General features: G+C 44.2%; 13 protein-coding genes. 3 read left to right on the plus strand and 10 right to left on the minus strand.

Going from position 1 to position 12,025, the window contains the following annotated elements; all coding sequences use genetic code 11:
* Positions 1–98 precede the first annotated feature (98 nt).
* The 6 genes from L692_RS0111895 to L692_RS0111915 form a co-directional block, all read right to left on the minus strand.
* Positions 99–542 (minus strand): AraC family transcriptional regulator, encoded by a 444-nt coding sequence (locus L692_RS0111895; protein ID WP_232238773.1) that lies wholly within the window; start codon positions 540–542, stop codon positions 99–101.
* Between the two features lie 245 nt (positions 543–787).
* Positions 788–1,117: a TetR/AcrR family transcriptional regulator gene (locus L692_RS34010; protein WP_084463166.1), complete on the minus strand. Its 330-nt coding sequence runs from the start codon at positions 1,115–1,117 to the stop codon at positions 788–790.
* Between the two features lie 78 nt (positions 1,118–1,195).
* Positions 1,196–1,822 (minus strand): 50S ribosomal protein L4, encoded by a 627-nt coding sequence (gene rplD / locus L692_RS0111900; protein WP_025700111.1) that lies wholly within the window; start codon positions 1,820–1,822, stop codon positions 1,196–1,198.
* A 121-nt stretch (positions 1,823–1,943) separates the two neighbouring features.
* Positions 1,944–2,978, minus strand: a complete 1,035-nt coding sequence (locus L692_RS0111905) for a Cfr family 23S rRNA (adenine(2503)-C(8))-methyltransferase (protein ID WP_025700113.1) — start codon at positions 2,976–2,978, stop codon at positions 1,944–1,946.
* 653 nt (positions 2,979–3,631) lie between these two features.
* Entirely contained in the window at positions 3,632–4,384 is a 753-nt protein-coding gene (locus L692_RS0111910) for an SDR family oxidoreductase (RefSeq protein WP_025700115.1), read from the minus strand.
* Between the two features lie 145 nt (positions 4,385–4,529).
* Positions 4,530–5,969, minus strand: a complete 1,440-nt coding sequence (locus L692_RS0111915; protein WP_036723353.1) for an aldehyde dehydrogenase family protein — start codon at positions 5,967–5,969, stop codon at positions 4,530–4,532.
* 217 nt (positions 5,970–6,186) lie between these two features.
* Here L692_RS0111915 and L692_RS0111920 point away from each other — a divergent pair, with 217 nt between their 5' ends.
* On the plus strand, positions 6,187–6,600 hold the full coding sequence (locus tag L692_RS0111920) for a MerR family transcriptional regulator (RefSeq protein WP_025700118.1): 414 nt from the start codon (positions 6,187–6,189) through the stop codon (positions 6,598–6,600).
* Between the two features lie 311 nt (positions 6,601–6,911).
* Here L692_RS0111920 and L692_RS0111930 read toward each other — a convergent pair whose 3' ends face one another.
* Positions 6,912–7,148: a hypothetical protein gene (locus L692_RS0111930; protein WP_156940411.1), complete on the minus strand. Its 237-nt coding sequence runs from the start codon at positions 7,146–7,148 to the stop codon at positions 6,912–6,914.
* Positions 7,149–7,523: 375 nt separating this feature from the next.
* Here L692_RS0111930 and L692_RS0111940 point away from each other — a divergent pair, with 375 nt between their 5' ends.
* On the plus strand, positions 7,524–8,066 hold the full coding sequence (locus tag L692_RS0111940) for a TetR/AcrR family transcriptional regulator (protein ID WP_025700122.1): 543 nt from the start codon (positions 7,524–7,526) through the stop codon (positions 8,064–8,066).
* 73 nt (positions 8,067–8,139) lie between these two features.
* Here the strand turns inward: L692_RS0111940 and L692_RS0111945 are convergent, their stop codons facing one another.
* Positions 8,140–9,309, minus strand: a complete 1,170-nt coding sequence (locus L692_RS0111945) for an MFS transporter (RefSeq protein WP_025700125.1) — start codon at positions 9,307–9,309, stop codon at positions 8,140–8,142.
* Positions 9,310–9,786: 477 nt separating this feature from the next.
* Here L692_RS0111945 and L692_RS33525 point away from each other — a divergent pair, with 477 nt between their 5' ends.
* Positions 9,787–10,020, plus strand: coding sequence for a LysR substrate-binding domain-containing protein (locus tag L692_RS33525; RefSeq protein WP_025700128.1), 234 nt, complete (start codon positions 9,787–9,789; stop codon positions 10,018–10,020).
* Between the two features lie 53 nt (positions 10,021–10,073).
* Here the strand turns inward: L692_RS33525 and L692_RS0111955 are convergent, their stop codons facing one another.
* Both L692_RS0111955 and L692_RS32660 read right to left on the minus strand, forming a co-directional pair.
* Positions 10,074–11,291, minus strand: a complete 1,218-nt coding sequence (locus L692_RS0111955) for a VWA domain-containing protein (protein ID WP_025700130.1) — start codon at positions 11,289–11,291, stop codon at positions 10,074–10,076.
* Between the two features lies 1 nt (position 11,292).
* On the minus strand, positions 11,293–12,025 hold a 733-nt coding region (locus tag L692_RS32660; RefSeq protein ID WP_025700131.1), incomplete at its 5' end, for a DUF5682 family protein.

The raw sequence follows: 12,025 nt of genomic DNA on the forward strand, positions 1-12,025 counted from the left end.
TTGTAATGTTGTAAGTATCGATAGGTGCCAATTAACTATCACAATACGCCAACTGTCTTCGCTATTCTGTCATATGGATAGTTGAATTATTCTAGCCTTCAAGTTAAAAAAAGCAGCCGATCTTTGAAGATGGCTGCTACAACCTCGATCCGAAAAGAACGATCATAATTGTCCATGATATGTTCGATAACATCTCTGATTTGGCGAATTGAGCTCTCTTCTATTGCAATTCCCTTCAATATATCCCCATTCTGACCTTGCGACACCCTATAAAGAATTTCTTCCGTATATAGTGGAGCAAGCGCAGATATATCTTTAGGATTATCCAACAAACGGGCTAACCTGGTAACCGCATCTAATAAAGGCGAATCCATTTGGCTTACAAACATTGCTCGTTTGCGATTTTCATTCGGCAAAACTTGAAGTTCGAAATCATGTAAAACCTCTAGGATCTGGTTCGGTGAAAATTCAAGCTTAAGAGCCAAATATGGTGCATCGGGAGTAGCTTCAGTGACTTGGGCCGTAATCTGTATAACGTTCAATGATTTTGAGGAGCTCATTCTGCTGATTTGTGATTAGTTCAGACATTTGAACCTCCTTATTCCGTCATTCTTTATATTTCGATTATAGTCCATATTTTGAATGAATAACACCAGCAAGCCTGACCCATCTCATCATTATGATTTTGGTATTCATTAAACTATCCTGCCCGTTAGCCAACTGTTGGATTTACTGGGACGTATCACTCCTCCGCCTTGCCCCGCGTATGATCATCGAGCCGGCTATACTAACTAGTCTCGAAGATCTTGACAACACAAGTGGATGGCGTCACACAACTTCTAAGGAATCCTACGTGACGGCCAAACCACTCGTCTAAAGCTTGAAACAGTTTTTCTTCCAGCGTTAAACGGTCATCCTCAAGTATCTGATCGGCGAATTGCAATCCGTCGTCCAACGCTTTTTGAATGGAAGCACTAAAGATCTCATCTTTATTTTTAAAATGAAGATAAATCCCCTGACGTGTGATCCCCGCGGCTTTCGAGATATCCTCAATGGAAGTTTTTTTATAGCCGTACCGAACAAAAATATTCAGAGCTGTCTCAAGAACGTACGCCAGTCTTGCCGATTCTTTTTTAAGATATAAACAAGAACAGGGAGATGAAAAGGTTTGGCCGCCTCATCTCCCTGTTTTCTTTTATTGCGAGTGTATTTCTGTAATTATTGTGACAGCTTCTTTAGCAATTATTAATTTATCACAATTCAAAATATTGTATACATTAAGTGAGTCGGCTACAGCGGTTTCTACAGCAGGTAAATTATTAGCACTTTTAAAAACATAGTTATCTATCGAAGGTGTAACAATTAGTGTCTTTTTTTCTGCACCAAGAGCATTAAGCATGGCCACTATAGACTTTGTTCTGTAAATTTCTAATTTAATTTCATCAACAACGATAAATTCTTTACTCCTAACTTTGCTTGATAATGCAGATTGTATAGCAAGCCGTTTAACTTTTTTATTAAGCTTGTAGCTATAGTCTCGGGGCTTAGGAGCAAAGACAACTCCGTCGCCACGCCAATGTGGCATTCGGATTGAACCTGCTCTAGATTTATCGATTTTATTCTGCTTATAGGGTTTTCTACCGCCACCTCTAACCTCCCCACGCGTTAATGCAGATTGTGTTCCACTACGTTTATTTGCAAGATAATTCACAACTGCATCATGCATAACTGATTCATTGGGAACAATACCAAAAATGGACTCATTCAGTTCCATTTCACTAACACGGTTACCTTCCATATTATAAATAGTTACAGCCAGCATGAATGGTGATCATATTATTCCATGCAAATATCACCAAATGTCTGTCTTTGCATGGAATTGAACATGAGTTACTGTAAAATTCATATTAGCCATGGTGTATTCTCTCCTTTCGATCTGATTTTCACTTATTGTGCCCGTAAAGTTGACCGCATGCTGCATCAATGTCCGTTCCAAATTGAGTCCTCACAGTGACTTTGATTCCCTTTGACTTTAAAATATGAGCAAACCTTTGAACTCGTTCTTTGTCAGATTGATGAAAATTATCAGGTGTTACGTCGGTTGAGTTGTAAGGTATCAGATTGACGTGATATAAATGTTCCCAAGGACCTCGGTTTTTTAATAAAGTAGCGATAGCTTCTGCGTGCTCATTTGAATCGTTTTCTCCCCGAAGTAATATATACGCAATGTAAACTTTCCTACCTGTACCACTAATATGCTGATCTATCTTGTTTAACACGTCATTAAGCGGAAAACGATTATTAATCGGCATAAGCTCACTCCGTTGTTCATCAAAAGGGGAGTGAAGTGAAAAGGTAAGGTTAACTTGTGGAAATTCTTTTGTTAACCGATCTATCCCCGGTATAATCCCAATAGTGGAAACTGTAATTCTGCGATGCCCTAAGGCAAAGGTTCGTGAATCTGTTAGAATTTTGAGCGTATCGAAAATATAAGGATTGGCTAAAGCCTCCCCCATCCCCATAAATGAAACACTATCTAAAGCCTGTCCGTTTAAATGAAAGTACAACAGTTGATCGGTTATTTCATCTGCTGTTAGGTTCCGTTTTAGTCCAATAGTTCCTGTAGCACAGAAACGACAACCGTATCCACATCCGCATTGGCTTGAAATGCAGTATGACTTCCAGCCGCGTTCGTAGCTTAGTTGAACTGCTTCTACATGTTCATTACCTTCAATAGCAAAAAGCACTTTATTAACTTGATTAGATGTTTCTTGCATAACTGGAGTTAAGTTCAAAACATTTTCGCCAAAATTTTTTATTAGCTCGTTTCTTATAGCTTTTGGGATTATAATCATTCGGTCATATTCACCAATTCTTTGCTTGAAGATCGCGTCCGCGATTTGTTGGAAACGATATGCAGGTTGTTTTAAATCCGACAATAAGTGTTGAATTCTTTCATATTTCGAAGTTGATTTCATGTTTTTTCTCCTCTTGAGCCGGAGAAAATGCCAAAAGCAGCATATGCATTAACCAACTTAGATTTAATTCACGAAGCTTGTAGCTAAAGTCGCTACGTGCATCTATCGATAGATGGATAATGCCCCGGCATCCGTTTAATTTGATCGTGAACCGTACCAACGGACAATGAACGATTCACATAAACATTCACAATTTCAAACATTTATTTCAACCTCCTTTCTTCTCAAATAAAAAAGAGCTGCAAGAAAGTTGACCTTTCTTGTAGCTCAAAAAAATAAAGCAAATCCAACCCTGCGTAGGGTCAAATCAGGATATATTTTTTGAGTGAAAAGAATAAGGTAACTTTCTTGTTAATAAAGAACAAAACAGAGCAAACAGAACTTGTTTTATTCTTTAAACTTAAGCAAGAAATATTACATTATCCTCTTCAACTCCTATCGTCAGTGTTAGCGTAATATTAACATGCCCAATATTTTCATTGCAACTAACTCTTTGAGAAATCATTTTCCCTGCTGATCGAGAGGTACCGCCCACGCACACCGCTCCGCACTGGAGGTGCGGCTGGTCGGGCGTCGGGCGTCCCGCGCGGCAGTAATCCGCACACCGCCCGACCAGCCAGCAGGGGGACCTTCGGACCGTGAAGTTTAGCACATCACCAGGGCACTGGGCCGTTTTCGTCGAAGAAACCGCCCGTCGGGGCTTCATCGCCGATGGTGGCCCAGTGCACCGAGGCGCGTGCTCCCTCCTCCGTGGTGAGTACACCACGGAAACCGTTCAGGTCGGTTGCGACGTATCCGGGCGTCACGGCATTGATCTTCACCTGCGCCAGCGCAGGGTCGTCGAGGAAGGCGTTGGCGTACTTGACGGTCAACATGTTCAATGCTACTTTCGACGCCGAGTAGGAGAACGATTCGTGGGAGCGGGCGAACATGGACCCCGTCTCGGTAGCCTTGGCGAACATGGCTGAGTCGCTGGAGACGTTGACGATCCTTGGCGACTTGGATTCGCGCAGCAGCGGAAGCATCGCGTGGATAACGCGGACCGTACCGAAGACGTTAGTCTCGAACTCCGTATGCATGTCCTCGGCGGTCACCTCGGTCGCCTGCTTGCGCACGATAACGCCCGCATTGTTCACGAGCACGTCCAAGCGCCCGAAAGTGCTGCGGATGTATTCGGCTGCGGTCGTGACTGAGGTGTCGTCCGTGATGTCGATCTGGAGGGGTTTCACCGTGAGGCCAGCCTCGGCGAGTTCCTGGGCCGCGTGGGCGCCGAGCTGGGCGTCACGGCTGCCGAGCAGGACGGTCATGCCTCGCTCGGCCAGCTGGCGCACCGTGGCCAGCCCCACCCCCTTGTTGCCCCCCGTGACCAGGGCGTACTTGGCATCATTCATCTTAGCGTCATTCATAGATCTCACTCCTCGTATTAGTAGAATAAGGAACCGTAAGTGTTGTTTTTGGATCTGCGTCAATGTTCATGGCGTTGCGCATAGCTACCCTTTTATGATTTTCGGCAGCCAGGATATTTTCAGAGTGAACTCACATCTACATTGCTTAATTAGAACTCAGTATGGTTTTAGGCTCAAGATATTCTTCGAGGCCATATATGCCACCCTCACGCCCGATTCCAGATTGTTTAAAGCCACCATAGGGAGCTCTCATTTCGAAAATACCATCATTAATAAGAACTGTTCCGGCAACAAGCTGAGAAGCAATGCGGTTCGCTTTTTCTATATTAGAAGAACTGATATATGCACCTAATCCATACTCTGTGTCATTTGCAATTTCTACAGCTTCTTCCTCCGTTCGATACGTCAAAATAGATAGTACGGGTCCAAATATTTCTTCTCTGGCAATCGTCATATCACTGGTTACATTAGCAAAAACGGTCGGCTTTACAAAATAACCTTTCTCTAAACCTTCAGGGTGTCCTTCTCCGCCAATTACTAAATCCGCACCTTCCTCCATACCGATTTTGATATATCGTTGAACTCTTTTGTATTGATTTTCATTCATCAGTGGGCCAATAAATGTGTCATTTTCCCATGGATAACCCACCTTGGTATTCTCAACCGCCACTTTGATGAGCTCTTTTACTTCATCAAGTCGATGCTCTGGTACCAATAATCTGCTGCCGGCAATGCACATCTGCCCGTGATTTCCAAAAGCACTCGTAACGGCACGAGGGATCGCTTTTGTAAAGTCTGCATCATCCAGAATGATATTTGCTGATTTGCCCCCCAATTCCAGAACGACTCTTTTCATTGTATCAATAGCACTATGCTGTATAGCCTTTGCAGTATTCGCAGAGCCTGTAAAAGAAATCAATGCAATATCCGGATTACGGGATAATTCAGCGCCTACTGAAGTTCCCAATCCATACACAATATTAACTACACCGGCAGGCAATCCGGCGTCATGGAAGCACTCAGCCAATATTTGAGTCTGAATGGAGGAAAATTCACTAGCCTTTACAACGATCGTGCAGCCTGCTGATATGGCTGTAGCCACTTTTATAGCAATCTGGGAATTGTTCGCATTCCAAGGCGTAATCGCAGCAGCGACGCCCAACGGTTCAAAAACAACCTTTGCTTTCCCAATATGTCTGGTAAATTCAAAAGCCTCCATTGCTTCTTTTGCTAAAAGGAAGCTATCAGCCGAAATCTGAGTTCTAAATTCTGCTGCCTTAGCTGTCGCACCATATTCCTCCATGCACGCCTGGTTTAAATCAGCAGCCCTTGACAGAATTGCATCGTGTATCCGTTGCAGCATTAGACCCCGTTCTTTAATTGATGTTCGTGAGAAAGTTTTTAATGCTTCTTTCGCGGCTGCGATCGCCTTTCTGGTATCTGTTTCATTTCCCAGCAGCACCTGCCCAATTAATTCTTCTGTCGACGGATTGATAATATCCATTCGCTCCGTTCCGTCGGGTTTTACAAATTCTCCATTGATATATACCTTGTCAATAAGTTTCATTACTGCATTCCTGTTCATCCATTTACCTCCTATGCGATATTCATGATTACTTGCTTCGTGAATCACTATACTCAGTTCAAGTAACTTGAAGTCAAATATTATTAAAAATAATTTTTGTGGAAACTATCATCTATTTAACTCTAATAACCATGACTTGTTCTTCTTCCATTCATGTGTTATCGTAATTTTTGTACATTCAAGTAACTTGAACAAAGTGATATAGGAGAGAAATAATATGGAAGAATTTATTTATGGAACCGAACCAAAATACGCTATTAAGGAAGTATCAAAAATAACTAACCTACCCAAACCAACAATCCGCTATTATGAAGATATCGGTTTGCTGCAAGGTGTAGCGCGAGATAAGAATAACATCCGCCTGTTCTCTGATGATCAAATTATGAGATTGAGAATGATTCAATGTATGAGAAGCACAGGAATGGGAATTGATATGATTTTCCATTATCTCGGTCTCTCAAGGGAAGATAAAATGGAACTGAAAGAGAAGTACTCCATTGTCTTAAATCAAGAAGAAATACTTTTAGCAAAAAAACACGAAATTGAGGCACAACTGGCTCTTATTGAGCACAAAAAAGCTAACTATGAAAAAGATTTAAATGAAGCAGAGAATGCAGTGCAACAAACTTGATACTGAAGTATGTAAATTTAATGATGAAACAATCGGATACCCGAATTGGCCATCACCATTCCGTATTCATTTGCTGCCTCTATGACCTGATCATCACGAAGTGAATTTCCGGTTTGAACCAAGTACCTGACTCCACTTTGAGCAGCTCGATCAATATTATCGCGGAAAGGCAGAAAAGCATTCGACTCAAACCATTCTCCTCTTTCTATTGAGCGATTCAATTAATTTTTATATTGATTTAAATACATGGTTAAAAGAACATCTTGAAGTAATCCAGATAGATTCGCATGAGCAGGTATTTCAGTTACCTCCTAATGCTCAGGCTCTCCATCTTTATAGCCCTCGAGAGTGATAACCGTGCCGCTCGGAAGCTCCTCTCCATTCTGCACGGCTTCAATCGCTTCTCTGCTATTTATATAGATGTTTTCATGAATATCTCCCCGATCATATGTCGTAAAAAGGTTGGCCCCAGATCCAATTTCAGCGTATTCTCCAGACTCAGCACCCGGGGTACTCGCCTCTTGCTGAGACATATTATTCATATTCATATTATTATTGCTGCAAGCAGTGAGGGTGAGGGCAAGCAAAGCAGCAAGTTTTATAATTACAAACAAGATGTATATAATGGTTAAATCAATGTGATTCGTTGTTTATTCAACATTTTATTTAAAATTGTTTATTATCAAATTTAAGTTATGATCTTTGCAAAATCGACGCCCATGCCGCGTCCAGCACCTGTGATAAACCAAACTTTCCGAATATTGGACATACTAAGTAACACCCCTTTTCATTTCTAATTACTCTACAAAAATCATCGTTGATTGATTAAACAACAATCGTTTATAATAATAAAATTGAAGGATGTTGCTTTTAATCGTCAAAAGAAAGTGTTAATTATCTATAGAAAGTCTGGTGACCCAGCAATGAAAGTGGATAGAAGAGTAGCCAAAAGTCAAGAAGCCATTAAAAAGGCTCTTATTGAACTGATGACTGAAAAAAGTTTTGATACCATTACCATTCAAGATATTTCGGACAGGGCAAATGTGAACCGAGGAACCGTTTATCTTCATTACCTGGATAAATTCGACCTATTAGACAAGATCATGGAAGAACATATATACAATATGAGTAATTTTTGCGAGTCGGCGGCTGAAATGAATTTTTTAGAATCGACTGTGCACTGTATGGAATACTTTGAGAGCAATTATTTATTCTTTTCGACGATGTTAGCGAGTGAAGGAGCTCCTTATTTTCGTAATCGCTTCCTTCAGTTTAATATCGAAGAATTCAGGAAAGATGTGGACATTACACAAGGGAAAAATGCCGGTCAAAGTGAAGATGTAGTTGTTGAATTTGTTGCTAATGCATACGTAGGGGTAGTTGAATGGTGGTTAAAGAATGGAATGCCTTATCCGCCTCGTGCCATAGCAGAAAAAGTTGGAGAGTTATTGGATAGAATCGTATAATTTGAGATATACAACAGCAAAAAAGTAAAGGCCAGGCAACGAAAATACCCAGCCTTTTTGATATATAAATTTTTTACCTGGAAAGTTGTTGTTTAGGAGTGCTCATATAGATTCTTAGTAAGATCGTCATCAAACTCAATATTAATGACAGGATTCCTACCAATACGACATATTGTGTACCCATTCCTGAGATAAATAACCCACCTACGGCCGAACCAAGGGTTGTTCCCAGGTTAGCGGACGTTAAAAATAATCCATTAGCAAAGTCAGGGGCTTCAGAGGCTGCAGAGATAATCCAATATTGATTGATATTACCTCCAATACCTGCTAATATCCCCCAAATTACAGTGATGATCGCCATAGGCATGGTAAACTGACCTGCTAAAAAGAAAATGATGTAAACGATCCCTAATGCAAAAGGAAAGGCTAAAACTGATTTATTCGCATTGTTGGTTAATAATTTCCCTGCTATAACGTTCCCGATAATATTGGCTCCACCGAATAAGACTAACGTTAAACTAATTGAATTTGCAGACATATTCGTAACTGATTTCAGATATTCAGCAAGGTAACTGTAAACTCCAAATACGGCGGAATTTAATAAAATAACAGTTGCAATGGAAAGCCAGGTCATGGATTTCTGTAATACCCTTACTTGAGATCCGTAAGAAAGTCTTTCCTTAACAGGTATCGATGGTACAAATAATATTGTAGCGATAAGTACAATCGCATTCACAAGAGCAAAGAATGCCATCGCCATTTCAATCGAAACGGCACTTGCAATAAAACTTACGATCGGTACACCGACTACCATTCCCGCAGATACCCCAATAAAAACTTTCGAAACGGCTTTTGGGACTTCTTCCTTTCTAACGGAGGCGGCAGCTGCTGTAAATGCCAATGAACAATAAATCGGATGAAAAAAGGCTGGAACTACACGAGCAATTAATGCAAGGGTAAAGCTACTTGTAAATATGGAGACAATGTTCCCCAGTAGGAAAACACCAAGTACAAGCAACATGACCTTCTTCCGGTTTATCCCCGAAAACAACAATGGCATAGTTGGACCGGATACTGCTACAGCCAGTGCAAAGAAGCTTACCAGCAATCCTGCTTTTGATACACTGACATGAAAATGTTCAGCGATGGAAGGTAGTATCCCAATAACGCCCATCTCGGTATTAATAATGCCGAAAACCCCTATGGTCAAAATTAAAATCAATAAATTATTACCTTTAGCCATGAAAACGCACCCCAACCTTCTTAATGGTATGATAAAAACATTGATTGTTGGTTAATGAACATATGTTTATAATTATAGAAGGTAACTGGATACTTTCAATGGCTATATCAATGCGTTTTGTTGATTAATCAACAAATGACTCGAAATTGATGATAAGTGGTTGGGCAGATGTCATCTCATATTATCTTGGAATTTCTCAAATTCACTTTTCACCCAAATGATACTTCCCCAGAAACCTATTGGGTGTTGAAAATGTTCGCTTCGATTTGACACAAGGCATCTTGGCGACATAAACGAGCATTTCGAGAAAGGCCATTCCGATTTGCTGGCATCTTCTCTTCCTTAAGTTTGTTTGATTTATCCGGTGAAGCCTTTGTTGGCCTCAAGAAAACCGCGGATTGAAAGCCACCATAACGTCCCGGTTCGAGAATACCGGTTATATGCTGGCATCCACTTTATGCGGAAGATTTGCCCACGGTGGCGGGGTTTATCAAAGCCGGGCTTGGGGTATCGGTTCTTCCTAAAACTCTCGGCCTTATGCCGGATGGACTTGTGTGGGTTCCGATTCGGGAGGAAGGCCGGGAATGGGAAGTAGGGTTGAAATGGAGAAAAGACCGCTATGTATCCCCAGCGGCCAAACGTTCTATTGATTATATTGCCGAAAGGCAAACTTTGTCTCCTGCGGCTGCCAAAAAGATTCGGTGGCACTAGCGCCTGAATCAGCTGAAACTGCAACGCGATGTATAAATATCTGCACCTTAGCATCACACCGGCTCGATACCCAGTGACTTGACCAGATTCGGCAAATCGCTGCCCTTCAGCGCACCTTCCACGAGCGTGGGCAGCATATCTGGAGTGCAGGCGAAGCAAGGGGTTCCATCCCGGGCGAGCTGGCTTGCTACCCGTTCGTCATAGAAAGGCTTGCCTCTGTCAGATAGCGCTAGCAGGCACAGAGTCCGCACTCCCGATTCCCGCATTTCCCGCATGCGACGGATCAATCCAGCCTGACTTCCGCCCTCGTAAAGATCTGAAATGAGGATAAACAGCGTCTTCTTCGGTTCCTCGATAAACTGCTCGCAATAAGCGACTGACTTTTGAATATCTGTTCCGCCTCCAAGCTGGATACCGAAAAGCATATCGACAGGATCGTTTGCACAGGTCTCCGTCAGATCGACTACCTGGGTATCGAATACAACGACCCGTGTGTCGAGAGCCGGCAGCGAAGCGAAGATCGAGCCGGTAACGGACGCCCAGATGACCGAATCCGCCATGGACCCGCTCTGGTCGATATCCAGAATCACCGTCCATTCCTTGCTTTGCCTCGCTCTGTCAAAGAAATAAAATTTCTCCGGAATCAACATGCCCCTCTCCCGGTTGTAATGCTTCAGGTTTCTGCGGATTGTCAGTTTCCAGTCGATACCGTTCAGGGAGGGCAGCGGCGAATGACGCCGGCGGTTCAGCGCCCCGGCTACCGCCTGCCGGATATCGTTCTCCAGTCTGCGGACCAAATCATCCACGACCGCCTGCACCAGTACGCGGGCCGTCTCCTTGGTGCGCTCGGGAATTTTGCTTTTAAGCAACATCAGCGTGCCGACGAGCTGGATATCGGGCTTGACGGAAGCCAGAAGCTCCGGTTCGAAGAGCAGCTGCTTCCAGCCTTTGCGCTCCATGGCGTCATTCTGGATAATAGAAACGACCTCCTCGGGAAAAAAGGTCCGCACATCCCCGAGCCACCGGGCGATGTGCGGCGCCGAGGGGCCAAGGCCGGCGCTACGGGGAGCGCTACCGATGGAATCCCGTCCGAGAGCCATGCCTTCCGGATCGTAGATCGCAGCCAGTGCCTGGTCCATGATCGCTTCTTCTTCCGTAAGCGGCACGCCTTCCCCCCCGGGGCCAAGCCCGCGGGACAGTTGGGATTCGCTTTCCCTTCCGAGAATTAGCCTCCAACGCCTCGTATCTCTGTTAAGGTCCCGGCCGCTCATCTTAAAAGTCCTCAAAATCAAATTCGTTCAGTTCTTCGATCATCGCGTTCTCATCCTCTCTTAGCTCTCCCGTCACGACTTCAGCGGCCTGCTCTACGTCCACTCCCCACAGCTCTCCCAGCAGTTCGGCGGCCATGGTCTTCTCCCTCGGAGAAAAAGAGCTAAACGCCCTGCGGAGAAAAACCAGCGCACGCCGGAACTGTTCCTCGTCCAATCCGGCGATATATCGGTCGAGTTCCTCCCACAGGCTAAGCCGGGAAAGCAATGCGTAGCGGTTGCGCATGGCCAGACCTTCGAACCAGCCGGCACCGAGCTCGGGCGATATGCCCGGTGAAAGGCGGCGGGATACTTCGGCTCCGGCCTCTTCCGCGCTCAGCTCGCCTCTCTCCAGCAAAATCGCGCAGGCCAGACCGGATAGCTTGGGATTGCGGTCGTCGCGCATCGCCAGGCCGCCCAGCGAGCGGACCCACAGTGCCTCGTCCACCCCTTCGCTGTGCCGCTGGGCTACGGCGTTCAGCTCGCTGATCGCGGCCGCCAGCCCTGCGGCGGCTTCGTCGTTGCAGCCCGCAGCTTCCTCCAGGAACAGGCATCCTCGCAGAAACAACTGCTCCAGCAGTGGACCCAGAGGCTCCGTATCAACCCTGCGAAGGGTGCCATAGCTCATGACGACCGACAGATCACTAGCCGCCGCAGCAATGGCAACAACGTCACGGCTGTCCGAGGACAGCCGCTGC

The sequence above is a fragment of the Paenibacillus forsythiae T98 genome (assembly GCF_000520735.1).
Classification (GTDB): Bacteria; Bacillota; Bacilli; order Paenibacillales; family Paenibacillaceae; genus Paenibacillus_AQ; species Paenibacillus_AQ forsythiae.